This is a genomic window from Sphingomonas flavalba (genome assembly GCF_047553045.1).
Taxonomy (GTDB): Bacteria; Pseudomonadota; Alphaproteobacteria; order Sphingomonadales; family Sphingomonadaceae; genus Sphingomonas_L; species Sphingomonas_L flavalba_A.
The window spans coordinates 1,177,532-1,201,217 of the sequence record NZ_CP180208.1 but is presented as its reverse complement, the minus strand read 5'-3'; the positions used below and the strand labels follow the sequence as shown (position 1 = coordinate 1,201,217).

The following is a 23,686-nucleotide window of genomic DNA, read 5'->3' as shown; positions in this document are numbered from 1 at the left end:
CGGAGGACGACCAATGCCGTGACGGCTTGCGCGGCGATTGATCCGCGGCGGAGCGTCGCCGCCCGCGCCTACTCCATCGCCTTGACGATTTCCTCGACCATCTTCTTCGCGTCGGCGAGCAGCATCATCGTGTTGTCGCGGTAGAACACGTCGTTGTCGACACCGGCATAGCCGACCCCGCCCATCGACCGCTTGACGAACAGCACCGTCTTCGCCTTCTCGACGTCAAGGATCGGCATGCCGTAGATCGGCGAACTCTTGTCGGTCTTGGCCGCCGGGTTGGTCACGTCGTTCGCGCCGATAACGAAGGCGACATCGGTGCGCGCGAATTCGGAGTTTATGTCCTCCAGCTCGAACACCTCGTCATAGGGCACGTTCGCCTCGGCAAGCAGCACGTTCATATGGCCCGGCATCCGCCCGGCGACCGGGTGGATCGCGTATTTGACCGCGACGCCATGCTCCTTCAGCTTGTCGGCCATCTCGCGCAGCGCATGCTGGGCCTGCGCCACCGCCATGCCGTAACCGGGGACGATGACGACCTGCTCGGCCTGGCTCATCAGGAAGGCGGCGTCCTCGGCGGAGCCGCGCTTCCACGGCCGGTCGGTCTTGGCCACAGCCGCACCGCCGCTATCGCTGTCCCCGGCGCCGAAGCCGCCGGAGATCACGCTGATGAAGCTACGGTTCATCGCCTTACACATGATGTAAGACAGGATCGCGCCCGACGATCCGACCAGCGCGCCGGTGATGATCATCGCGGTGTTGTGCAGGGTGAAGCCCATCGCCGCCGCCGCCCAGCCGGAATAGCTGTTCAGCATCGATATGACGACCGGCATGTCCGCCCCGCCGATCGGGATGATCAGCAGGAACCCGATCAGGAAGGATAGCACGACGATCGCCCAGAACAGCTCCGGCGTATCGGCGTGGAACAGGAAGACCAGCGCCAGGATCGCCGCCAGCATGGCCAGGTTGATGACATGGCGCAGCGGCAGGATGATCGGCGCGCCGCTCATATTGCCGTTCAGCTTCAGGAAGGCGATGACCGACCCGGAAAAGGTGATCGCGCCGATCGCGACGCCCAGACCCATCTCGATCCGGCTGTTGAACGCGATGTCGAGGCCGTCGGCGGCAAGAATGCCGAACGCTTCCGGGTTCAGGAAGGCGGCCGCGCCGACCAGCACCGCCGCCATGCCGACCAGCGAGTGGAAAGCGGCGATCAGCTGCGGCATTGCGGTCATCGCGATCCGCCGGGCGACGATGAAGCCGATCGTCCCGCCGATCAGGATAGCGCCGGCGATCTCCGGCAGGCTGGCGATGTCGTGGGTGACCAGCGTGGTCGCGACGGCCAGCGCCATGCCGGCCATGCCGAAACGGTTGCCCCGCCGGCTCGATGCCGGGCTGGACAGCCCGCGCAGCGCCAGGATGAAGCAGACGCCCGCCACCAGATAGGCGAGCGCGACCCAGGGATTGACGGCGAGCGCCTCGTGCATGGTCCTAGCGCCCCTTCTTCTTGTACATCGCCAGCATTCGCTCGGTCACCGCGAAGCCGCCGAAGATATTGACACTGGCCAGCACCACCGCCGCCAGCCCCAGCCATTTCGACAGCGGCGACCCCGCCGCCGCGCTGGCGATCAGCGCCCCGACGATAATCACCGACGAAATCGCGTTGGTCACCGCCATCAGCGGCGTGTGCAGCGCGGGCGTCACCGACCAGACGACATAATAGCCGACGAAGCAGGCGAGCACGAAAATCGAGAGGATCGAAATGAAGTCCATCGTCGAGGTCCTTGTCTCGCGGTCAGCCGAGCAGCCGGGTGTTCACCACCTTGCCGCCCTGGGTCAGGCGGATCGCCTGTGTGATCTCGTCGTCGTCGGGCAGGACCGGGCGGCCCTGTTCCTTGTCCCAGAACGCGCTGAGGAAATTGTACAGGTTGCGCGCGAACAGCGCCGATGCGTCCGCCGCCAGCCGACCCGGCACGTTGCGGTGGCCGACGATCCTGACGCCGTGCTTCTCGACGATCTCGCCGGCAACCGCGCCCTCGACGTTGCCGCCCTGCTCGACCGCCAGGTCGACGATGACGCTGCCCGGCCGCATCGACGCGATCTGCGCGTCGGAAATCAGCCGGGGCGCCGCCCGTCCGGGGATCAGCGCGGTGGTGATGACGATGTCCTGCTTGGCGATATGGCTGGAAACAAGCTCGGCCTGCGCCGCCTTGTATTCGTCGCTCATCTCGGTAGCGTAGCCGCCGGAACCTTCGCCCTCGATCCCCTTCACCGCCTCGACGAAAATCGCCTTGGCGCCGAGGCTCTCGATCTGCTCCTTGGTCGCGGAACGGACGTCGGTGGCGGAAACCTGCGCGCCCAGCCGCCGCGCGGTGGCGATCGCCTGCAACCCGGCGACGCCCACGCCCATCACGAACACCCGCGCGGCGGAAATCGTGCCGGCGGCGGTCATCATCATCGGAAAGGCCCGGCCATAGACGCCGGCCGCGTCGATCACCGCCTTGTACCCGGCAAGGTTCGACTGCGAAGACAATATGTCCATAGACTGCGCGCGGGTAATGCGCGGCATGAACTCCATCGCCAGCGCGTCCACCCCCAGCGCGGCATAAGCGTCGACGCGGGCCCGCTCGCCGAACGGGTTCAGCCCGGCGACCAGCCAGGCGCCCGGTTTCACGCCTTTCAGGCTGTCGGGCGTCGGCCCCTGCACGCCGAGCAGGATGTCGGCATCGGCCAGTGTCGCGCCGCGGGGGCCGACGGTGGCGCCAGCATCGGCATAGGCGGCATCGGCAATCGACGCGGTGGCGCCGGCATCGGTCTCGACCGCAACGGCGGCGCCCAGCGCGATGAATTTCTTCACCGTCTCCGGGCTGGCCGAAACGCGCGTTTCGCCGGCGGCGGTTTCCTTCAGGACCGCTATCTTCATCGCGGCGCTCAGCGCGCGATCAGCATGACAATGATCATCACCGCTACAAAGCTGATAATCGCCGAATATTTAACCAGCGACATGAAGCCGGAATAGGTCCGCTCGTGAACGTCGTAATCATTGGTCGCCACGTGCGCGCCCTCCCCTTGAATCCCTACGCCGCCTCCTTAGCCAGCCGGCCTGTCCTTCTCAAGCCCCTTGGTCCGTGCGCCGGCCGCGCGGTTTAATCCGCCATTTACATTGCGATGTTAGACCCCGTCTCTCAAAGGGACTGCTGGATGGGGGATCATGGCGCGCAACGGAGTTCGCCTGTTGATGCTGGTCGATGACGAACCGGCGCAGCGCCGGCTGGTTTCGGCCATCGCGGCGCGGGCCGGCTGGCGGACGATCGGCGCCGCCGACGGCGAAACCGCGATCGCCACGCTCGGCACCCAGGACGGCCTGTCGCTCGACGCCGTACTGATCGACCATGCCCTGCCCTCGGCGGATCTGACCGGGCTGATCCGGGCCATCCGCGACCGTCGGCCGGCGCTGCCGGTGGTGACGATGACCGCGCTCGATTCCGCCGAGGTCGCGGTAGAGGCAATGCGCGCCGGCGCCACCGACTTTCTGTTGAAGCCGATCGCGCCGGACCGGCTGCTCGCCGCGCTCGATGCCGCGGTGACCAGCGGTGCGGGCGGCGGCGAACTGCGCCCGCTGTCGGAAAAGATCAGCGCCCCGCTCGGTTTCGACGAGATCGTCGGCGCCGCGCCCCGCTTCCGCGCCGCCCTCGCCATTGCCGCCAAGGCGGCGCGCGCCCGCGTCCCCGTGCTGATCGAAGGCGAAAGCGGCACCGGCAAGGAACTGGTGGCCGAGGCGATCCACGCCGCGTCGCCCCGCGCCAAACGCCCGCTGATCGCGGTAAACTGCGGCGCAATCCCCGAAAACCTCGTCGAATCGGAATTGTTCGGCCATGAACGCGGCGCGTTTACCGGCGCGTTCGAACGCAAGGTCGGCCGCTTTCAGGAGGCGGATGGCGGCACCCTGTTCCTCGACGAAGTCGCCGAACTGCCGCTCGATGCACAGGTCAAGCTGCTGCGCGTGCTGGAATCCGGGGACATCCAGCCGGTCGGCGGCCGCGTCATTCACGATGTCGACGCGCGCGTCATCGCCGCGACCAACAAGGTGCTGCTGGACGAGGTCGCCGCCGGGCGCTTCCGCGAAGACCTCTACTACCGGCTGAACGTCGTCCAGCTCGTCATCCCGCCGCTGCGCGACCGCAAGGGCGACATCCCGGCGATTGCCCGCCATCTTCTCGCCCGCATCGCCCGCCAGCCGGGCCTGCGCGGCCTTGGCATTACCGACGAGGCGCTGTCGCTGCTGACCGGCTATGACTGGCCGGGCAATGTCCGCCAGCTCCAGAACGCGTTGTTCCGCGCCGCCGTGCTGTGTGAAAGCGACGCGCTGACCACCGACGATTTCCCGCAGATCGCTCAGCGGTTCAGCGACGGTGAACAGCCCCAGGCATCGGCTACCGCACTCAATGCCACCGGCTCCGGCGTCACCCTGTTCGAATCGGACGGGCACCTGCGTTCGCTCGAAGCGATCGAGGCCGACGTGATCCGCCTCGCCATCGGCCATTATCGCGGCCGGATGACGGAAGTCGCCCGCCGCCTCGGCATCGGCCGCTCGACGCTTTACCGCAAACTGGCGGAACTCGGTATCGGTGACGCGGCGGCCTGATCGCCGCTCCCCTTCCTTCAATTCGGCTATGATCGCTCCTACATAGGCGACAATGCCCACCGCCATCCTGTCCTCCATGATCGTCGCCGACGGGCTACGCCTGCCGTTGCGGCTTACCCCGCGCGCGCGGCGCAGCGCGATCACCGGCCTTGGCGCCGACGCCGATGGCCGCCCGCTCGTTCAGCTGCGCGTCGCCGCGCCGCCGGTCGAGGGGGCGGCCAACACCGCGCTCGTCGCGTTCCTCTCCAGCGCCCTTGGCGTCCGCAAGACCGACGTCACCTTGCTGTCCGGCGCCACCGCGCGGGTGAAGATGGTGCATGTCGCCGGCGACGGCCCGGCGCTCGCCGCCCGTCTCGGCACCCTTCTCGCATCCGAATCATAGGAGTTTCCGCATGACCGACCTGTCCGCTTTCCCGATCACCGGCCGCTGGCCCGCCGCCCACCCCGACCGCATTCAGCTCTATTCGCTGCCGACGCCCAACGGCGTGAAGGCGTCTATCATGCTGGAGGAAACCGGCCTGCCCTACGAACCGCACCTGATCGAGATCGGCAAGGACGAGACCTGGACGCCCGAATTTCTGTCACTCAACCCCAACGGCAAGATCCCGGCGATTATCGACCCTGACGGCCCCAGCGGCAAGCCGATCGGCCTGTTCGAATCCGGCGCGATCCTGCTCTACCTCGCCGAAAAGACCGGCAAGTTCCTGCCCGCCGATCCGGCGCTGCGCTATGAAACGATCCAGTGGGTGTTCTTCCAGATGGCGGCGATCGGGCCGATGTTCGGCCAGCTCGGCTTCTTCCACCGCTTCGCCGGCAAGGACTATGCCGATAAGCGCCCGCTGGAACGATACACTACCGAAACAAAACGCCTGCTTGGCGTGCTGGAAACCCGGCTCGACGGGCGCGAATGGATCATGGGCGACGCCTATACCATCGCCGACATCGCCACCCTCGGCTGGGTACGCAACCTGATCACCTTCTACGAAGCCCGCGATCTCGTCGATTACGACAGCCTGACCCACGTTCCGGCCTGGCTCGATCGCGGCCTCGCCCGCCCCGCCGTCCAGCGCGGGCTGACCATCCCGGCCCGCCCGGCGGCCTGATAGTCTCGCGGTATCCGTCATCGCACGCACGCGGTGGCGGATACCGCGGTTACCCGACCAGCGCCTGATCGCGCATCCCGCGCCACAGCTTCACCGCCTGCACCGTCTCCGCCGCGTCGTGGACGCGCAGCAGATGGGCGCCGCGCGCCATGCCGTGCAGCGCCACCGCCAGCGATCCGCCCAGCCTTTCGTCAGCCGGCACCTCGCCGGCCAGCGCGCCGATGAAACGCTTGCGGCTGGCGCCCAGCATCACCGCGCAGCCGATGCCGTTCAGCATCGCCAGCCCGTTGAGCAGCGCCAGATTGTCCGCCACCCCCTTGCCGAAGCCGATGCCGGGGTCGACGATGATCCGCTCGCGCGCGATACCGGCGGCAACCGCGGCGTCGACGCGGTCGGCCAACCAGTCGTACACCTCGATCACCGGGTCGCTCAGCTTCGGCCCGTCGTGCAGGTTGCGGCCGCTGTGGTGCATCAGGATGACCGGGCAACCGGCCTTCGCCACCACTTCGGCGGCGCGTTCGTCGTGGAGCAGCGCCGACACGTCGTTGACCAGCCCGGCACCGGCGGCCAGCGCCGCCTCCATCACCGCCGCCTTGCGCGTGTCGATCGACACCGCGACACCGCTCGCCGCCAGACGCTCGACCACCGGCACCACCCGCGCGATCTCATCGCCTTCCCAGACCGTCGTGGCGCCGGGCCGGGTCGACTCCCCGCCAACATCGACCAGCGCCGCGCCCGCCTCCGCCATCGCGAAGCCGGCATCGGCCGCCGCCTCTGGATCTGCCGCCTTGCCGCCGTCGGAAAAGCTGTCGGGCGTCACATTGACGATCCCGGCGACCTGCGGCTGATCGAGCCGGATCACGCGCTGGCCGACCGTAATCGGCGCCCGCGCCGCCGCGAAGCGGGCCAGCAGCGGCACGACTTCGTCCGGCAGGCGGTCCTGTTCCGTCACCGGCACCAGCGCCCGTCCGCAGCGGACGCCGCCGCTCTCGACAATCACTTCCCACGCCGCGTGCCACAACATCGTGCCGGCCAGCCGCGCGACCTGCCCGTCATTGCCGACCGGCGTGTCAACGAAGCCCTCGGGCCGCAGATAGACTTTGGCGCCCGGCGGAATCGCCGGCAGCGTCACGGCTGGGTCGCCAGCAGATAGGTCTGGCGCAGGCTGTCGACCGGCTTCAGCGTCCCGTCCTGCTCATGGTGCCAGAATGTCCAGCCGTTGCACGATGGCGCCCCCTGCACCACCGCGCCGACCTTGTGGATCGACCCCGTCGCGTCGCCCGACAGCAGCGATCCGTCGGCACGCACCGTCGCCCGCCAGCGCCGCTTGATGTCGGTCAGCACCGTGCCCGGCGTTATCATCCCGGTCTCGACCAGCGTGCCGAACGGCACGCGCGGCGCGGCGCGCGGCGCCTGCATCGTCGCCAGCGCGGATTCGTCCAGCGGCAGCGCGTCGGCAATCCGCTGTTCCGCGACCTCGACATAGGCCGGCTCGCGCTCGATGCCGATGAAGTGGCGGCCCAGCCGCCGCGCCACCGCCCCGGTGGTGCCGGTGCCGAAGAACGGGTCGAGGACGATGTCGCCCGGCTTGGTGCACGCCAGCAGGATGCGGTAGAGCAGCGCCTCCGGCTTCTGCGTCGGGTGCGCCTTGGTGCCGCCGCGCTTCAGCCGCTCCTGCCCGCCGCAGATCGGCAGCACCCAGTCCGACCGCATCTGCAATTCGTCGTTCAGCGTCTTCATCGCGCGATAGTTGAACGTGTAGCGCGCATTCTCGCCATTCGCGGCCCAGATCAGCGTCTCGTGCGCGTTGGTGAAACGGGTGCCCTTGAAATTCGGCATCGGGTTGGCCTTGCGCCAGACAATATCGTTCAAAATCCAGAACCCGCCGTCCTGCAACGCCGTGCCGACACGGAAAATGTTGTGATAGCTGCCGATCACCCACAGGCTGCCGTCGGGTTTCAGCACCCGGCGCGCTTCGGCCAGCCAGGCCCGCGTAAACCGGTCATAGGCGGCGAAGGTGTCGAACTTGTCCCAGTCGTTGTCGACGGCATCGACGCGCCCGCCTTCCGGCCGGTACAGGTCGCCGCCCAGTTGCAGGTTGTAGGGCGGATCGGCGAAAATCATGTCGACGCTCGCCGCCGGCAGCGCCCGCATCGCGGCGATGCAGTCGTCCATCAGAATCCGGTCGACCGGCAGTCCCTCGACCGGGGCCGCCGTGCTCTGCCTGACCTTGGTGATAACCCCCAAAATACCCTCCCGAGAAATCGGTGGGCAAAGTGAGTCAGCAGCGACTCGGGGTCAAGTCTCGGTTTTTATTTTACCGAAGAGTCAAGACCCGATATTTGAAAACGTAACGGGAACGACCCCAACATATCGCGCCGCGGTCGCACCCGGCACCGCAAGCGCTGGTGGTGTGATTCAAAAGACTCAAGCGCCGGATTTATAGCGCCAGCCACGCCTGCGCGACCGGGGCAAAGCTGCGCCGGTGGTGCGGTGTCGGACCAAGCCGGCGCAGCGCCTCGCAATGCTCGCGCGACCCGTAGCCCTTGTTGCGCGCCCAGCCGTAACCGGGGAATTCGGCGTCCAGCGCGATCATCATCGCGTCGCGATGCTGCTTGGCGACGATCGATGCGGCGGCGATCGACAGGCACCGCGCATCGCCGCCGACGATGGCGGTCGACGGGTGCGCCCAGCGCGGGCAGCGGTTGCCGTCGACCAGCACCATGCCAGGCGCAATGCCGAGCGCGGCGACCGCCCGCTCCATCGCCAGCATCGTCGCGTGGAGGATGTTCAACCGGTCGATCTCCGCGACGTCGGCCATGCCGATGCCAACCCGCGCCACCGCCCGGATGCGGTCGGACAGCGCCGCGCGGGCGGCGGCGGACAGCTTCTTGGAATCGTCGATCCCGTCCGGCACCGCGCCTTCGGGCAGGATCACCGCCGCCGCGACGACCGGCCCGCACAATGGCCCCCGCCCCGCCTCGTCGACGCCGACGACCGGCGCCGGGTGGCCGGCCTCAAGCCCCCGATCCGGCCCGCTCACCCCAGCCGCCACGGCGGATAGCGCCGGTTCTCGCCTGCCCGGTAAAGACAGACGCGGTTGCCGGCCGGGTCACACAGCCACGCTTCGCGCCAGCCCCAGCGCTGGTCGGTCGCCGCCGCCTCCACCGCATAGCCCGCCGCCGCCATCCGCGCTGCCGCCGCATCCGGGTCGGCACATTCCAGATAGACGCCGCCCGCCGTCCCCGCCTCGACCGACAGGGTCGCGCCGCCGGCGCTCTCGAACCGGGCATAGCGCCCCGGCGCGTCGACGATCCGGGTCAGGCCAAGCGCCTCGTAGAACGCCGCTGTCGCTACCTGATCGGCAGCCGCCACCGTCACCTGGTTCAGCATAGGCGCATCTCCGGCAACATCGAGCCGGACGGCGGCGTGGCCCATCGGCCCGTGCCCCCGCCCCAGCCCCGGCGCCGCCTTCAGCGCGATCCGCACGAACAGCCGCGCCCGCGCTACCGCTTCGGGCAGGGGCAGCCCCGCGCCCAGCCCGGCGGCAATCGCGCTGGCCAGCGTGCAGCCGGTGCCGTGGCTGTGCACCGTGTCGATCCGCTCGCCCTCGAACCGGGTTTCCCCGTCGGGCGCGATCAGCCGGTCGACAATCGTCGCGCCATCGGCATGACCGCCCTTGACCAGCACTGCCCGCCCGGTCCGCGCGACGATCGCCTCGGCATCGCCGCCCAGCGCCGCAAGCTCCGGCAGGTTGGGGGTGGTGACGGTGGCAATCGCCATCAACCGGCCAAAGGCGGCGATCGTCGCCGCATCGGCCAATACCGATCCGCTGGTCGCGATCATCACCGGGTCGAAGACGATCGGCACCCCGGCCATCCGCGCCAGCCGGTCGGCGACCGCATTGGCGGTTTCCGGCGATCCGATCATGCCGATCTTGACCGCGTCTATGCCAATATCGTCCGCCACCGCGTCGATCTGGGCGATGACCATATCGGCCGGCACCGCGTGGACCGCGCTCACCCCCAGCGTGTTCTGCGCGGTGATCGCGGCGATCGCGGTCATCGGGTGGCCGCCCAGCATGGCAACGGTTCTGATATCGGCCTGAATGCCGGCACCGCCGCCGGAATCGGAGCCGGCGACGATCAGGATGCGCGGGGTCACGCCACCTCCGCCACCGACGCACAGATCCGGTCGACCAGCGCCTCGACCTGCGCCGCGTCGTCGCCCTCCGCCATCACCCGGATCAGCGGCTCGGTGCCGGACCGGCGGATGACCAGCCGGCCGCGCCCGTTCAGCTCCGCCTCCGCTTCGGCGATCACCGCCTTGACCCGCGCATCGTCGAGCGGACGGCCGCCGCTGTGACGAACATTCTTCAGCAATTGCGGCACCGGCTCGAACAGGCGCAGCAGCTCGCTCGCCGGCCGCCCCTCGGTCACCAGTTCGGCCAGAATCTGCAATGCCGCGATCAGCCCGTCGCCGGTCGTTGCGTGGTCGGACAGGATGATATGGCCGGACTGTTCGCCGCCGACGTTGAAGCCGCCGGCCCGCATCCGTTCCAGTACATAGCGGTCGCCGACCCCGGCACGCTCCAGCGTCAGCCCCGCGCCGGCCAGCAGCCGCTCCAGCCCCAGGTTCGACATGACCGTCGCGACAAGGCCGCCGCCGCGCAATTGCCCGCGCCGTGCCCAGCGTGTCGCGATCAGCGCCATCAGCTGGTCGCCGTCGACCACCCGCGCTTTTTCGTCGACAACGATCAGCCGGTCGGCATCGCCGTCCAGCGCGATACCGATATGGGCACCCGAAGCGGCCACGGTTTCCTGCAACAGCGCCGGCGCGGTCGAACCGACCTGATCGTTGATGTTGCGGCCATTCGGGGTGACGCCGATCGGGATGACATCGGCGCCCAGTTCCCACAGCGCCGCCGGTGCGACCTGATAAGCGGCGCCGTTGGCGCAATCGACGACAACGCGCAGCCCGTCCAGGCTCAGATGGTCGGGAAAGGTCGACTTGGCGGCGTGGATGTAGCGTCCGCGCGCATCCTCCACCCGGCGGGCACGGCCGGTGCGCTCGGCCGGCGCCAGCACCGGCTCGGCATCGATCAGCACCTCGATCGCCGCCTCGTCGGCGTCGGACAGCTTGTAACCGTCCGGCCCGAACAGCTTGATGCCGTTGTCCTGAAACGGGTTGTGGCTGGCGGAAATCATCACCCCCAGGTCGGCGCGCATCGAACGGGCGAGCAGCGCCACCGCCGGCGTCGGCATCGGCCCGACCTGCACCACATCCATGCCGACGCTGGTGAAGCCGGCGACCAGCGCCGATTCCATCATATAGCCGGACAACCGGGTATCCTTGCCGATGACGACGCGGTGGACATGGTCGCCGCGTGCGAAATGGGCGCCGGCGGCCATGCCGACCTTCATCGCCATCTCGGCGGTCATCGGCGCCTGGTTGATCCGGCCGCGAATGCCGTCGGTGCCGAAGAATTTCCTGTTCACATCCTACCCCGATCCGCCACTATGGCCCGCCCTGATAGCGCGGAGATGCCCTTCATGAAATATCGCACGCTGGGAGACGGGCTCGTCGTTTCAGCCCTTGGTCTTGGTTGCATGCCAATGGCGGGCGTCGGCGGCGACATGTACGGCGTCGCCCACGAAGCGGAATCGATCGCGACGATCCACCGCGCCATCGATCTTGGCGTCACTTTTTTCGACACCGCGGAAATCTACGGCCCCTATCTCAACGAGGAACTGCTCGGCCGGGCGATCCGCGGCCGGCGCGACGGGCTGGTCATCGCCACCAAATTCGGCTTCCGCTTCGCGCCCGACACCAGTGTCACCGGCGTCGATTCCAGTCCCGCCAACCTGCGCCGCGTCTGCGACGAATCGCTCCGTCGTCTCGGCATCGACACGATCGACCTGTTCTACCAGCACCGCGTCGATCCGGCGGTGCCGATCGAGGAAACCGTCGGCGCGATGGCCGATCTGGTCCGCGCCGGTAAGGTCCGCTACCTCGGCCTGTCCGAAGCCGCGCCCGAAACCATCCGCCGCGCCGCCGCCGTCCACCCGATCGCGGCGCTGCAATCGGAATATTCGCTGTGGGAACGGGATGTGGAGGCAGACATCCTGCCCACCTGCCGCGCTCTCGGCATCGGCTTTGTTCCCTATTCCCCGCTCGGTCGCGGCTTTCTGACCGGCCGCTTCGCCACCCGCGCCGATCTGCCGCCCGGCGACTACCGGCTGACCGACCCGCGCTATGCGGAGGGGAATTTCGAACGCAACATGCGCGTCGTCGCCGTTGCCCGCGGCATCGCCGCCCGGCTCGGCGTGTCGGCGGCGCAGGTCGCGCTCGCCTGGCTGCTCGCGCAGGATGACGCAATCGTGCCGATCCCCGGCTCGAAACGCCGGGCAACGCTGGAAGACAGCATGGCGGCCGCCGCCGTCGCGCTCAGCGTAGAGGACCTCGCCGCGCTCGATGCCGCCGCCCCGCGCGGCGGCACCGCCGGCCTGCGCTACGGCAACGAACGCGCGCTGGCGATGGTCCGGCTATAGGCACCGGCATGCCCGTTCCGGAAATCCTCGTCGATGCGGATGCCTGCCCGGTCAAGGACGAGGTCTACCGCGTCGCCCTGCGCCGGGGCGTGCCGGTCACGATCGTCAGCAACGGCCCGATCCGCATCCCGCCCCACCCGCTGATCGGCCGGGTGCAGGTCGGCGCCGGCTTCGACGCGGCGGACGACTGGATCGCCGAGCGCGCCGGGCCGGCGGCGCTGGTCGTCACCGCCGACATCCTGCTCGCCGACCGCTGCCTGAAGGCCGGCGCAACCGTCCTCGCCCCGAACGGCAAACCGTTCACCACCAGTTCGATCGGCAACGCCATCGCCGTGCGCGCGATCATGGCGGACCTGCGCGCCGGCGGCGACAGCATCGGCGGCCCGCCGCCCTTTTCCAAGCCCGATCGCTCCCGATTCCTTTCCGCGCTCGACGAAGCCCTGTCCCGCCTCGCGCGCAGCCTGCCCGCCCAGCCGCCTGCGCCAGTCTAAAGCCCTTGCTAACCATCGCGCTGCTATCGCCCGTCCAATGTGGGCGGGACTGGCAAGCGGCGACTGGGTCAACGAACGGCGGGTGCGGCGGGTCTGCTGGCTGCTGATCGCGGTCACCCTGCTGTCCGCCGCCGCGCTGCTGCTCACCGCCAGCGGCACGCTCGACCACCTCGGCCGGCCGATCGGCACGGATTTCTCCAATGTCTACGCCGCCGGGCGGATGGCGCTCAGCGGCCACGCCGCCACGGCATGGTCATGGCCCGACCATTATCAGGTCCAGCAGGCGGTCCATCACAGCGCGACCGTGCCGTTCTACGGCTGGCACTATCCGCCGCCGTTCCTGCTGCTTGCGGCGCTGCTCGCCCTGCTGCCCTATCTCGCCGCGCTGGCGCTGTGGCAGGGGGCGACGCTGGCCGGCGCGGTGCTCGTCGTCCGCCGGATCGCGCCGGGGCGCGGCACCTTGCTCGCCGCGCTCGCCGCCCCCGCAACCTTCGTCTGCCTCGGCCACGGCCAGAACGCCTTCCTGACCGCCGCGCTGCTCGGCGGCGGACTGTGGCTGCTCGATCGGCGGCCCTGGCTTGCCGGGCTGCTGCTCGGCTGCCTCGTCTACAAGCCGCAATTCGCGCTGCTGCTGCCGGTGGTGCTGGTCGCCGCCGGCAACCGCCGCGCCTTCCTCGGCGCCGCCGCCTCGTCGCTCGGGCTGACCGCCGCCACCCTCGCCATCTGGGGCTGGCCGGTGTGGCAGGCGTTCCTCGATTCGCTGCCGCTCACCCGCGCAGTGGTGATCGAAGCGGGCGAGACCGGCTGGGAAAAGATCGTCAGCGCCTTCGCCGCCGCCCGTGCGCTCGGCGCGCCTCTGCCGCTCGCCTACGCGGCGCAGGGACTGGCGACCGGCCTCGCCATCGCCGGGGCCGCCGCCGCCGCGCGCTGGGCCAGCCCGGCGGTGCGCGGCGCCGCCGTCTGCTGCGCGGCGGTGCTGTCGACACCCTATGTGCTCGACTATGATTTGGTCATTCTCGGCCCGGCGATCGCCTTCATCGTTGCAGACGCCCGCGCTCGCGGCTGGCTGAGCTGGGAAAAGAGCCTGCTCGTCCTCGCCTATGCCGCGCCGCTGTTCGGCCGGCAGGTCGCGGCGTTCAGCCTGATCCCGGTCGACTGGCTGGCGACGGCGGCGCTGTTCGCCGTCGCCCTCCGCCGCGCCTGGCTGCTCGATCTCAACGCCCGCGCGCCGTGGCGGCGCGTGGCCGGTCAGCGATCATAGGCTTTCGGCAACGCCCCCTCGCCCGGCACCGCATAGCGGTCGCGCAGCCGCTGCTGGCGGGTGACGGTCGGCTGCGCGACGCCGTCGATGAACACCGCCTCGGCGGCGGAACTCAGCTCCAGCGGATCGCCGCTCCACACCACCACGTCAGCCCGGCGGCCGGGGCGCAGCGATCCATATTCGCCGCCCAGTCCCATCGCCTCGGCCGGGCCGGAGGTGATCGCCGCCAGCGCCTGCGCCCAGCTTAGCCCGGTCGCACCCGGCACTTTGGCCAGACCAACCAGATTCCCGGCATATTGCAGCTCCTGCCGCGCCTGCCGCGTATCGTTGTCGCCGATCATGCCGATGCCGACCGTGACCCCGGCCTTGACCATCCGGCCGATGTTGGACTGGGTCGCCGCCAGCGTCTCGAACGCCGCCGGCAAATCGTTCAGCGCGGACGCGATCACCGGCACCCCGGCGGCGGCGATCTGCGGCGCCACCGTCCAGCCTTCGCTGACCCCGACCAGCACCAGCTTCAGCTCCGGGAACTCCTTGCCCAGCGCCAGCGCGGCCAGAATGTCGCTGCCGCGCTCGACATGGGCGAGCAACGGCACCTTGCCGGTGACAACCGGCACCAGCGCCGCAGCGTCGGCGCGGTTGAACAGCGCGGTTTTGTCGCCGCCGCCATAGCCGGCCGGGTTGCGCGCATAGTCGCGTGCCGAATTGAGCGCGTTGCGCAGATAGGTGTGGGCCGCGCCCCGGCTGCCGCCGGCGCTCGCCGCCCCGCCTTCGCCCAGCGCGACGAACTGGAAGGCGCGCGGTCGGCTTACCGCGTCCATGTCGGCGCCCATGTCGATGATCGCGCCCTGCCCGGCGAACATCCCCGGCCCGGTTTCCGGCGCGACGATCGCCCGCGTCACGCCATGGGCGCGGCTGACGGTGATCGCACTGCTGCGCGGGTTGACCGCCGGCGCGATATCGATCGCGGCGGAAAATGGCGCGTTGCGCGCGCTGGTATCGTTGGTCTGGTCAACCCCGTCGACCTCGACCAGGCCGATGCGGCTGAACCCGGCGAAGATGCCGGGCGTCACCCATTTCCCGGTCGCGTCGATGCGGCGGGCGTCGGCGGGAATGGCGACGCCGCTGCCGGCGGCAACCACCCGGCCGTCACGAATGACGACGGTGCCGCCCTCGACCGGGGCCGTTCCGTCGCCGATCGCGACAGTGCCGCCGGTGATCGCGATCGTCTCGGCGGCGGCGGGCGCGGCGATCAATGCGGCGCAGGCAAGCAGCAGCCCCTTCATTTCACGTCTCCCTCGCCGGGCTGGCCCAGCTCGAAATCACTGACCGGCCGCCGTTTCGGGTCGCTCGAATCATAGAGCAGCGCCCCGTCGACCCACACCTTCTCCGGCCGCGAATAGACGCTGAGCGGATCGCCGTTCCACAGCACCACGTCGGCTTCCTTGCCCGGCTTCAGGCTGCCGGTCCTGTCGGCGATGCCCAGTGCCTTGGCCGGGTTGATCGCCAGCCAGGTCCACGCCACCTCGTCGGGAATGGTCAGGCCCATGCGCCGCCCGGCGGACAGCGCCTTCGCCACCTCCTGGTTCAGCCGCTGGATGCCGTTCTCGTCGTCGCTGTGGATCATCGCGCACGCACCGCCATTCTGGAGCAGCGCCAGATTCTCGTCGATCGCGTCGTAACTTTCCATCTTGAAGCCCCACCAGTCGGCCCAGACGGCAGCGCAAACGTCATTCGCCTTCAGCAGGTCGGCGATCTTGTACGCCTCGACCGCGTGGTGGAACGCGGTGACCTTGTAACCGAACTCCTTGGCCATATCGATGACATTGGCCATCTCATCGGCGCGATAGCAGTGGTTCTGGATCAGGATTTCGCCGGCCAGCACCCCGGCCAGCGTCTCCATCTGCAGGTCGCGCGCCGGCATCTCGCCGCCGCTGGTGTTATACTTGTCCCATTTGCGCTTGTATTCCGCCGCCTTGGCCCAAGCCTGCCGGTCGACCGCCATATTGCCCATCCGCGTCGACGGCATCTGGTTGCGGCTGCCGAACACCCGCTTCGGGTTCTCGCCGCACGCCATCTTCAGGCCGTAGGGCGCACCGGGAAATTTCATCCCCTGCGCGGTGCGGGCATAGACGTTCTTCAGCACGACGGACCGCCCGCCGACCAGGTCGGCGGAACCGGGCAGGATCTGCAGCGTCGTCACCCCGCCATTGGCCAGCGCGCGGCTGAACCCCGGGTCCTGCGGCCAGACGCTGTGTTCCGCCCACACCTCGGCCCGCACCGGCGCCGTCGCCTCGTTGCCGTCCGAATGGGCGCGGACAGACGGGCTTGGGTAGACGCCCAAATGGCTGTGAATGTCGATCACGCCCGGCGTCACCCATTTGCCGGTGCCGTCAATCCGGGTCGCCCCGGCTGGCGCGTCGACACTCTCGCCCAGCGCCACCACCCTGCCGTCGGCGAACAGGATCTGGCCGTTGTCGATCCGACCGCCCTCGCCATCGTAAATGGTCACGCCGGTAACCACCGTCGGCACGCCCGGATAGGGCTTGTAGGTCGACGGATAAGGGTCGGCGCTGAACGCCGGTTTGTTCGGCGGCGGCGTGGCGGCGGCCGATTTCGGCGCCTCGCCGTTCGCGCACGCGGCGAGCAGCGAAGTCGCGAGGAGGGCGGCGAAGCGCTTATTGAACACCATGCATCCACTTCTTGATCAGGGGTGACAGAGCAAGCAGGACAAGGCCGATAGCGGCGGCGGCGACACCGATCGTCCAGAACACCCCGGCATAGGTTTCCAGGCTGACCTTCAGATTGGTCACCTGCCCGCCGACGGTCTGAACGCTGGCGACCTGGGCGACCAGCCCGGCGACGTACTGGGCGCAACTGATCGACAGGAACCACACGCCCATCATCAGGCCGACGACGCGGGCGATCGACAGCTTGGTGATCATCGACAGCCCGACCGGCGAAATGCACAGTTCCGCTGCCGAATGGACGAAATACAGGCCGGCCAGCCACCACAGCGCCACCTTGAACCCGGAATCGGCATATTGCGTGCCCCAGACCAGCAGCAGGAAACCGGCGCCGACGCCGATCAGCGCGATCGCGAACTTGACCGGGATCGACGGCTCAAGCCCGCGCCGGCCCAGCGCGCCCCACAGCATGCTGAACAACGGCGCCAGCGTGACGATGAAGAAGGCGTTGAAGAACTGCGTCTGCCCGGCGGAGATCGAGAACAGGCCGAACACCGACAGGTCGGTATTGCGGTCAGCGAACAAGGTCAGCGACGACCCGGCCTGTTCGAACAGCGTCCAGAACACCACGTTGAACACCACCAGCACCATCGCCGCCAGCATCATCTGGAACTCGACCCGGCTGCCGACCTTCGCCGACCAGATCAGGATCGCCGGGACCGACAGCAGGAAGGTGCCGAACAGCAGCTTGCCCATCAGCGGCAGCCCGGCGAGATAACCGAGGAAACCGGCCCCCGGCTCGACATGCGGGGTGTTCATCAGGTTGTAGAACAGGAACAGCACGACAGGCCCGGCAAGCAACGCACCGACATAGATCAGCAGGCTGCGGTCGCGCCCGCCGGTCTCTGGCGGCTCGCCGACCCCGTCCAGCGCGCCATGGTCGAACTGGATCAGGTACCAGGACAGCATCATGCCGATCGCGGCCAGGCCAAACCCCGCCCACCAGCCGACCGTCGTCGCCAGCAACGGGCACAAAAGCTGCGAAAACAGCGATCCAAGGTTGATGCCCATGTAGAATATCGTGAAACCGGCATCCCGCCTTCGGTCGCCGGGGGCGTAAAGCGTGCCGACCATCGTCGAAATGTTCGGTTTGAAGAAACCATTGCCGATGGTAACGAAAGTCAGCCCGATCAGCATCAGCAGCACGTAGAATTCGGACCGGTCCGCCCCGGCGACGAAACCGCCCTTGCCAATGGTGCGGGCAACGGCGCCGTCTTCGGCCAGTAGCTGGATCGTGCCGTCTTCCTGGCCTTTGATCGCCAGATGGCGGTCGCCGTCGATAACATATTGCTGCTTGGCATCGGAGGCAGAGCCAACGACAACCTCGTACCGCGCGCCCTCTATCGTCGCATAAGGCTTGGCCGCGCCGCCCTCGAAACACAGGATGAAATAGCCGAGCGCCATCAGCACGGCGCCGAATTTCACCGACCGCTTCGACCCTAGATAGCGGTCGGCGAGCAGGCCGCCGATCAGCGGGGTCAGATAGACCAGCGCGGTAAACCCGCCATACAGGCCGTTGGTCGTCTGGTCCGAAAACAGGAAATAATTGGCAAGGTAGAGCGTCAGCAGCGCCCGCATGCCGTAGAAACCGAACCGCTCCATCGCCTCGGTGGTGAACAGGCGGGCAAGCTGCGGCGGGTGCCCGAACCAGGTCTTGCCCCCTTGTGTGTCGGCTGCCGGCGTCGCCATGCGTACTATTCCCTCGCGCTGTGCGACGGGCGTCGGGCACCCCCCGCTTTAAGCCCGTGAAACTAACGCGAAAATTGCGCGTGTGAAGAAGATTATTGCGCGGGGCGCAGCGCGGGGGGCGGATCGAGCGGCAGGCCCGCCGCCCGCCGGGCTTCCACCGCCGCGATTTCCGCCTCGGCCGCCGCTACCCGTTCGCGCCGGCCGTCATGGGTGCCGTCGGACAGAATACCCCACCCCGTCCGCCGTTCGAACCGGTCCCAGAACGCCGGCGCCGCCGCGATCGCATAGCCCGCGCGCGCGGCAAGCCAGATCGCCAGCCGGTCGGCCTGCCGCTCGGTCGCGCGGATGCGGCTGCGGTTCTTGCCGAACGCGGCGAGCATGCCGCGCGACACCTTCTGCGCGTCCAGCGTCTCGCGGTGGCGCAATATGTTGTGGGCCAGTTCGTGCGCGACGACGATCGCCAGTTCGTCGTCACTCGCGGCAAACTGGATCAACGCCGCCGATACCTGAACATAGGTGCCGTCGGCCGACGCCTTCAACCCGTCGGTCGCCAGCACCTGAAACCGGGTCGGGCAGCCGCTGTCCGTCGTGAACGCCACCGCCGCCACCCCGCCGTCGCGCGCGACGGACAGGCGCAACGGCGGTTGGGCAAGCGCCTGTTCGATCCGCTGCTCGACCGCCGCCACCCCCGCATAGTCGGCGCGCCCTTCGGCCGGCACCGGCGCCACCGCCGCACCGGCCACCGCCAGGATCGCGTCGCCGGCGCGCAGCCCGGCCGCTTCCGCCGCCGATCCGGGCACCACCGCCAGCACCGCCGGCTGTTCGCCAAGGCCGAATTGTTCGGCCGCGGCGGCGCGCGCGGCGGGCTGGTACTGTTTCAGCGCGTGGACGGCAAAGCCCGGCAACGGCCGCGCATCGGCACACAGCCCGGCCGCCGCCACCGCCAGCCGGTTGCCGACCTGTGCCAGCCGCGAATCGAGCTGCTGCAACGCCGCCAGCCCGGAGGCATCGACCCCGGCCGCCGCCACCGGCGCGGCAAGGCACAGAGAGACAAGGGCAAGCAGCATCCGCGCAAACATGCCGCCGCTTGTAGCGCATAAACCCGTCGCTTCGCCAACCGCCCGCGCGCGCCGCCGCCGCTCCACCTTGCCGCCGCGCCCGCCCGTCCATATCTCCACGCCATGTTCAACGATCCCAGCAGCCCCGCCCAATTCCTCGCCACCCGCCGCTCGGCCAAGCCGCGCGATCTTGTCGCGCCGGGGCCGGACGATGCGGCGCTGCGCGCCATCCTGACCACGGCGGCGCGGGTGCCCGATCACGGCAAGCTGGCGCCCTGGCGCTTCGTCATCGTCGGCGCCGACCGGCGCGATGCCTTCGCCGCCCTCCTCGCCGACGCCTACCGCGCCGACAAGCCCGACGCCGGCCGGCTGGAAATGGAGGCGATCGCCCAGTTCGCCCACCAAGCGCCCACGCTAATCGTCGTTCTCTCCGCCCCGCGCGAAGACAGCCACATCCCGCTGTGGGAACAGGAACTTTCCGCCGGCGCCGCCTGCCATTCGCTCGTCGCAGCGGCGACGGCCACCGGGTTCGGCGCCGGCTGGCTGACCGGCTGGGCCGCCTATTCGAACCGGGTCCGCGACGCATTCGGCGCCGCGCCACAGCGCATCGCCGGCTTCGTGTTCATCGGCACGCCGTCGAAGCCGCTGGAAGAACGCCCGCGCCCGGATCTGGACGCCGTCGCAACCCATTGGTCAGGCACCGCATAATCCGCCCGAAAAGCGCCGCCCCCCCTCGACATCCGCCACGCCGCGCGCGAAGGGGCCGGCATGGGCATTCTCCATCAGGTCATCGCCGCCGTCACCGCGTGGATCATCGCGGTCATCTCGGCCGGCTCCTACGCGGGCGTCGCCCTGCTGATGGCGATCGAGAGCGCCTGCATCCCGCTGCCGTCGGAAATCATCATGCCGTTCGCCGGCTATCTGGTGTCTCTCGGCGAAATGAACCTGTGGTGGGTGGCCACCGCCGGGGCGATCGGCTGCAACATCGGCTCGATCCCGGCCTATGAGGTCGGCAAGCGCGGCGGCCGCCCGTTCGTCGCCCGCTTTGGCCGCTACGTGCTGGTCAGCGTCGACGATCTCGACCGGGCCGAACGCTTCTTCGCCCGCTTCGGCAGCCTCGCGGTGCTGATCTGCCGAATGCTGCCGGTGGTCCGTTCATTCATCGCCTTCCCCGCCGGCATGGCGCGGATGCCGCTGGTCAGGTTCCACATCTACACCTTCCTCGGCTCCTGGCCCTTCTGCCTGGCGCTGGCCATCGTCGGGCGGGAACTGGGCGAGGCATGGCACAACAGCCCGCGCCTGCAGGCGCTGTTCCACGAACTGGACGTCGTCATCGTAGGCGCCCTGCTCGCCGGCGGCATCTGGTTCGTCTGGCACAAACTGCGCGCCGCGCGCCGCGGTCGCGCCGCCGGCTAAACGGAAAGCTGGCGAGCCACACCGCAAAACCCTGTCGGCAATACCCCCTGCCTTCGCAGGAACACGCCTACCGCCAGCCCCTACTCCGCCGCGTCCGCCGCATCCTCCTGCGGCACCGCCAGCTTGGTCAGCGGCCGGGGTGATGCCTCGACCACCGGCAGTTCCTCGATCATTTTGCTGCCGTCCGCCACCTTCAGCGTTTCCAGCCGCTTGGCGGACGTCATCACCTGCGATTCCAGGCTGCCGACAAAGGCGTTATACGCCCCCGTCGCCTGCGCCAGGTTGCGGCCGACCTTGGCCAGGTGCCCACCCATCGTCGCCAGCCGCCCGTGCAGTTCCTTGCCCAGCCGGGCGATCTCGGCGGCTTCCTCGGCCAGTTTCTCCTGCCGCCACACGGCGGATACGGTGCGGGCGATCGCGATCAGGTTGGTCGGCGTCGCCAGCAGCACCCGCCGCTCGAACGCCCATTCCCACAAATCCGAATCCCGCTCCAGCGCGGCCGACAGGAAATGCTCGCCGGGGATGAACATCACCACATAATCGGCGGCGGCGCCAAACTGCGTCCAATAGGCTTTCTGACCAAGCTGGGTGGCATGATTGCGGATCGCGGCGGCGTGCAGGCCCATGAACCGCTTGCGCTCTTCCTCGTCCACCGTGTCCGACGCGTCGAGATAGGCGTTGAGCGAGCATTTCGCGTCGATAATCAGCTGCCGCCCGCCGGGCAGGCGGACGACGACGTCCGGCCGCAGCCGTCCGTCACCGGTGTCGACCGACACTTCCGCCTCGAAATCCGCATGTTCGGCAAGCCCGGCCATCTCCAGCACGTTGCGCAGCTGCTGCTCGCCCCAGCGCCCGCGCGCCTTGGGGCTGGAACGCAGCGCATTGACCAGCCGCGCCGCCTCGTCCTTCACCGCCGTCTGGCCGACGCGGACCTGCTCGACCGCCTCGCGCAACCCGGCATAGCTGTCGACCCGCTCCTTCTCGACCTGCCGCAGCCCTTCCTCATAGCGTTTCAGTGTCGTCTCGACCGGCTGGAGCAGCGCCTTCAGCGACGCCTCATTCTGCTGCCCGGCCCGGCTGAACCGCTCGTTCGCCGCCTTCAGGAACTGTTCCTGCGCGGCGTTCAGCATCTTGCCGCCAACCTCGCTGAACTGCCCGGCAAGCTGCTCCTTCGCCTCCAGCAGCATCCGTTCCTTTTCGGCATGGGCCTGGTCGCGGGCGCTGCGCTCTGCCTCCATCCGCGCCAGCGCCTCGCGCGCCTCGCCCCGGCCGCGTTCCGATTCGGCCAACGCCGCGCGCAATGCCTCCGCTGCCTTCGCCCGCTCCTCGGCGGAGGCAAGGTCGGTGATCGCCTGCCGAAAATTCTCAAGATGCCGGTCGCGTTCGGCCCGCAGCGCCGCCTGCCCTCGCCCGAACGCCAGCCACCCGGCGCCCAAGCCGATGCAGAGCGCGGCAATGATGGCAATCGGGATCATCGGGTCCATGGGGCAGCCTTCACCGGAACATTCCGGCAACATTGGCCGGTTATGCGCGGCTTGGCAAGCGCCGGATCAACCCGGTCAGGCGGCGCGCACCCGCGCCTTGGCCAGCTTCTTCAACAGCATGTCACGCTTCAGCTTCGACAGATGGTCGATGAACAAAATGCCCTCAAGGTGATCCATCTCGTGCTGCAGGCAGATCGCCATCAGCCCGTCCAGATCCTCCTCATGCGCCTTGCCCTGCTCGTCCAGCCAGCGCGCGCGGATATGGCTCGGCCGCTGCACCTCGGCATATTGCTCCGGCACCGACAGGCAGCCTTCGTTATACGGCACCAGGTCGTCGGACGCGGACAGGATTTCGGGGTTGATGAACACGCGCGGGTCGCGCACCGCCTCGCCGCCTTCCTCCTCCGGCTCCTGCAGGTCGATGACCAGCACGCGCTTCGCCACGCCGACCTGGATCGCCGCCAGCCCGATGCCGGGCGCGTCGTACATCGTCTCGAACATGTCGGCGATCAGCGCGCGCAGGGCGTCGTCGACCTTGTCCACCGGCTCGGAAATGACGCGCAAGCGCGGGTCGGGCGTCTCGATGATCGGAAGGATGGCCATCGCTGAAATTTAGGTTCGCCGCCTGTGCCGGTCAAGGTCAGGCGACCGGCCGCCGCGCCCGCAACGCCTGCGCCAGCGTGCCTTCGTCCAGATAATCCAGCTCGCCACCAACCGGCAGGCCGTGGGCCAGTTGCGTCAGCCGCACCGGAAAGCGTTCCAGCCGCTCGGCAATGTAATGGGCGGTCGTCTGGCCCTCCAGCGTCGCGTTCATCGCCAGCACCACCTCGTCGACGCCGCCGTCGGCAACGCGGGCGACCAGCGCGTCGATGCGCAGATCCTCCGGTCGCACCCCTTCCAGCGCCGACAGCCGGCCGCCAAGCACGTGGAACCGGCCGGGGAACAGCCGGGCACGGTCGAGCGCCCACAGGTCCGCCACCTCCTCGACCACACACAGCGCCCGGCCGTCGCGGCGCGGGTCGGCGCAGATCGCGCAGGGGTCGGTGGTGTCGACATTGCCGCACACGTGGCAGGTCGCCAGCCTTTCGCTGACCGCGCTCAGCGCGCGCAGCAGCGGGTCGAGCGCGGTCTCGCGCTTTTTCATCAGGTGCAGCACCGCGCGCCGCGCCGAACGCGGGCCAAGGCCCGGCAAGCGGGCGAGCGCCTGGGTCAGCGCCTCGATCTCGGAAGATGCCATCGCA

General features: G+C 68.9%; 24 protein-coding genes. 8 read left to right on the top strand and 16 right to left on the bottom strand.

Features of this window, described 5'->3' with window-relative positions; all coding sequences use genetic code 11:
• Positions 1-68: 68 nt before the first annotated feature.
• The 4 genes from ACMT1E_RS05585 to ACMT1E_RS05570 are packed head-to-tail and all read right to left on the bottom strand — an operon-like array spanning position 69 to position 3,054.
• Positions 69-1,487: an NAD(P)(+) transhydrogenase (Re/Si-specific) subunit beta gene (locus ACMT1E_RS05585; RefSeq protein WP_414902689.1), complete on the bottom strand. Its 1,419-nt coding sequence runs from the start codon at positions 1,485-1,487 to the stop codon at positions 69-71.
• Positions 1,488-1,491: 4 nt separating this feature from the next.
• Positions 1,492-1,773 carry an NAD(P) transhydrogenase subunit alpha gene (locus ACMT1E_RS05580; RefSeq protein ID WP_136161714.1) on the bottom strand — a complete coding sequence of 94 codons (282 nt, stop codon included), beginning with the start codon at positions 1,771-1,773 and terminating at the stop codon, positions 1,492-1,494.
• A 22-nt stretch (positions 1,774-1,795) separates the two neighbouring features.
• Positions 1,796-2,923 (bottom strand): Re/Si-specific NAD(P)(+) transhydrogenase subunit alpha, encoded by a 1,128-nt coding sequence (locus ACMT1E_RS05575; RefSeq protein ID WP_414902688.1) that lies wholly within the window; start codon positions 2,921-2,923, stop codon positions 1,796-1,798.
• Positions 2,924-2,931: 8 nt separating this feature from the next.
• Positions 2,932-3,054 carry an aa3-type cytochrome c oxidase subunit IV gene (locus ACMT1E_RS05570; RefSeq protein ID WP_414902687.1) on the bottom strand — a complete coding sequence of 41 codons (123 nt, stop codon included), beginning with the start codon at positions 3,052-3,054 and terminating at the stop codon, positions 2,932-2,934.
• A 157-nt stretch (positions 3,055-3,211) separates the two neighbouring features.
• Here ACMT1E_RS05570 and ACMT1E_RS05565 point away from each other — a divergent pair, with 157 nt between their 5' ends.
• Genes ACMT1E_RS05565 through ACMT1E_RS05555 form a run of 3 tightly spaced genes read left to right on the top strand, consistent with a single transcriptional unit; the run spans position 3,212 to position 5,748 of the window.
• Positions 3,212-4,645, top strand: coding sequence for a sigma-54-dependent transcriptional regulator (locus tag ACMT1E_RS05565; protein ID WP_414902686.1), 1,434 nt, complete (start codon positions 3,212-3,214; stop codon positions 4,643-4,645).
• A 52-nt stretch (positions 4,646-4,697) separates the two neighbouring features.
• Complete coding sequence (locus ACMT1E_RS05560; protein WP_414902685.1) at positions 4,698-5,027, top strand: DUF167 domain-containing protein; 330 nt, start codon at positions 4,698-4,700, stop codon at positions 5,025-5,027.
• 10 nt (positions 5,028-5,037) lie between these two features.
• Entirely contained in the window at positions 5,038-5,748 is a 711-nt protein-coding gene (locus tag ACMT1E_RS05555) for a glutathione S-transferase N-terminal domain-containing protein (protein ID WP_414902684.1), read from the top strand.
• Between the two features lie 49 nt (positions 5,749-5,797).
• Here ACMT1E_RS05555 and folP read toward each other — a convergent pair whose 3' ends face one another.
• The 5 genes from folP to glmM all read right to left on the bottom strand — a co-directional run bounded on the left by folP (position 5,798) and on the right by glmM (position 11,246).
• Positions 5,798-6,874, bottom strand: a complete 1,077-nt coding sequence (folP, locus tag ACMT1E_RS05550) for a dihydropteroate synthase (protein ID WP_414903289.1) — start codon at positions 6,872-6,874, stop codon at positions 5,798-5,800.
• A 2-nt stretch (positions 6,875-6,876) separates the two neighbouring features.
• Positions 6,877-7,995, bottom strand: a complete 1,119-nt coding sequence (locus tag ACMT1E_RS05545; RefSeq protein WP_414902683.1) for a site-specific DNA-methyltransferase — start codon at positions 7,993-7,995, stop codon at positions 6,877-6,879.
• A gap of 193 nt (positions 7,996-8,188) precedes the next feature.
• On the bottom strand, positions 8,189-8,791 hold the full coding sequence (locus ACMT1E_RS05540) for a ribonuclease HII (protein ID WP_414902682.1): 603 nt from the start codon (positions 8,789-8,791) through the stop codon (positions 8,189-8,191).
• Positions 8,788-9,912 carry a bifunctional hydroxymethylpyrimidine kinase/phosphomethylpyrimidine kinase gene (thiD, locus tag ACMT1E_RS05535; RefSeq protein WP_414902681.1) on the bottom strand — a complete coding sequence of 375 codons (1,125 nt, stop codon included), beginning with the start codon at positions 9,910-9,912 and terminating at the stop codon, positions 8,788-8,790. The genes ACMT1E_RS05540 and thiD overlap by 4 nt, the downstream gene beginning before the upstream one ends.
• Positions 9,909-11,246, bottom strand: coding sequence for a phosphoglucosamine mutase (gene glmM, locus ACMT1E_RS05530; RefSeq protein ID WP_414902680.1), 1,338 nt, complete (start codon positions 11,244-11,246; stop codon positions 9,909-9,911). The genes thiD and glmM overlap by 4 nt, the downstream gene beginning before the upstream one ends.
• Before the next feature lie 54 nt (positions 11,247-11,300).
• Here glmM and ACMT1E_RS05525 point away from each other — a divergent pair, with 54 nt between their 5' ends.
• Genes ACMT1E_RS05525 through ACMT1E_RS05515 form a run of 3 tightly spaced genes read left to right on the top strand, consistent with a single transcriptional unit; the run spans position 11,301 to position 14,051 of the window.
• On the top strand, positions 11,301-12,299 hold the full coding sequence (locus tag ACMT1E_RS05525) for an aldo/keto reductase (RefSeq protein ID WP_414902679.1): 999 nt from the start codon (positions 11,301-11,303) through the stop codon (positions 12,297-12,299).
• An 8-nt stretch (positions 12,300-12,307) separates the two neighbouring features.
• A complete protein-coding gene (locus ACMT1E_RS05520) occupies positions 12,308-12,790 on the top strand; it encodes a YaiI/YqxD family protein (RefSeq protein ID WP_414902678.1) in 483 nt (160 codons plus the stop codon).
• A gap of 37 nt (positions 12,791-12,827) precedes the next feature.
• Positions 12,828-14,051 (top strand): glycosyltransferase family 87 protein, encoded by a 1,224-nt coding sequence (locus ACMT1E_RS05515; protein ID WP_414902677.1) that lies wholly within the window; start codon positions 12,828-12,830, stop codon positions 14,049-14,051.
• On the opposite strand, the gene ACMT1E_RS05510 is transcribed toward ACMT1E_RS05515, so the two are convergent.
• From ACMT1E_RS05510 to ACMT1E_RS05495, 4 genes are all read right to left on the bottom strand, one after another.
• Positions 14,039-15,337, bottom strand: coding sequence for an amidohydrolase family protein (locus ACMT1E_RS05510; RefSeq protein WP_414902676.1), 1,299 nt, complete (start codon positions 15,335-15,337; stop codon positions 14,039-14,041). The two genes, ACMT1E_RS05515 and ACMT1E_RS05510, sit on opposite strands and share 13 nt — an antisense overlap.
• Positions 15,334-16,743: an amidohydrolase gene (locus tag ACMT1E_RS05505; RefSeq protein ID WP_414902675.1), complete on the bottom strand. Its 1,410-nt coding sequence runs from the start codon at positions 16,741-16,743 to the stop codon at positions 15,334-15,336. The genes ACMT1E_RS05510 and ACMT1E_RS05505 overlap by 4 nt, the downstream gene beginning before the upstream one ends.
• A complete protein-coding gene (locus tag ACMT1E_RS05500) occupies positions 16,730-18,487 on the bottom strand; it encodes a peptide MFS transporter (RefSeq protein WP_414902674.1) in 1,758 nt (585 codons plus the stop codon). The genes ACMT1E_RS05505 and ACMT1E_RS05500 overlap by 14 nt, the downstream gene beginning before the upstream one ends.
• Positions 18,488-18,579: 92 nt before the next feature.
• The gene (locus tag ACMT1E_RS05495; RefSeq protein ID WP_414902673.1) at positions 18,580-19,566 is read right to left on the bottom strand and encodes a M48 family metalloprotease; all 987 of its coding nucleotides are present in this window, start codon (positions 19,564-19,566) and stop codon (positions 18,580-18,582) included.
• Between the two features lie 102 nt (positions 19,567-19,668).
• Here ACMT1E_RS05495 and ACMT1E_RS05490 point away from each other — a divergent pair, with 102 nt between their 5' ends.
• Together ACMT1E_RS05490 and ACMT1E_RS05485 are read left to right on the top strand one after the other, a co-directional pair.
• The gene (locus tag ACMT1E_RS05490) at positions 19,669-20,253 is read left to right on the top strand and encodes a nitroreductase (RefSeq protein ID WP_414902672.1); all 585 of its coding nucleotides are present in this window, start codon (positions 19,669-19,671) and stop codon (positions 20,251-20,253) included.
• Positions 20,254-20,319: 66 nt separating this feature from the next.
• Positions 20,320-20,961, top strand: a complete 642-nt coding sequence (locus tag ACMT1E_RS05485; RefSeq protein ID WP_414903287.1) for a DedA family protein — start codon at positions 20,320-20,322, stop codon at positions 20,959-20,961.
• An 80-nt stretch (positions 20,962-21,041) separates the two neighbouring features.
• On the opposite strand, the gene rmuC is transcribed toward ACMT1E_RS05485, so the two are convergent.
• The 3 genes from rmuC to recR form a co-directional block, all read right to left on the bottom strand.
• Positions 21,042-22,445 carry a DNA recombination protein RmuC gene (gene rmuC / locus ACMT1E_RS05480; RefSeq protein ID WP_414902671.1) on the bottom strand — a complete coding sequence of 468 codons (1,404 nt, stop codon included), beginning with the start codon at positions 22,443-22,445 and terminating at the stop codon, positions 21,042-21,044.
• Between the two features lie 75 nt (positions 22,446-22,520).
• The gene (def, locus tag ACMT1E_RS05475) at positions 22,521-23,048 is read right to left on the bottom strand and encodes a peptide deformylase (RefSeq protein WP_414902670.1); all 528 of its coding nucleotides are present in this window, start codon (positions 23,046-23,048) and stop codon (positions 22,521-22,523) included.
• A 37-nt stretch (positions 23,049-23,085) separates the two neighbouring features.
• Positions 23,086-23,682 carry a recombination mediator RecR gene (gene recR / locus ACMT1E_RS05470; RefSeq protein WP_414902669.1) on the bottom strand — a complete coding sequence of 199 codons (597 nt, stop codon included), beginning with the start codon at positions 23,680-23,682 and terminating at the stop codon, positions 23,086-23,088.
• Between the last annotated feature and the right edge of the window lie 4 nt (positions 23,683-23,686).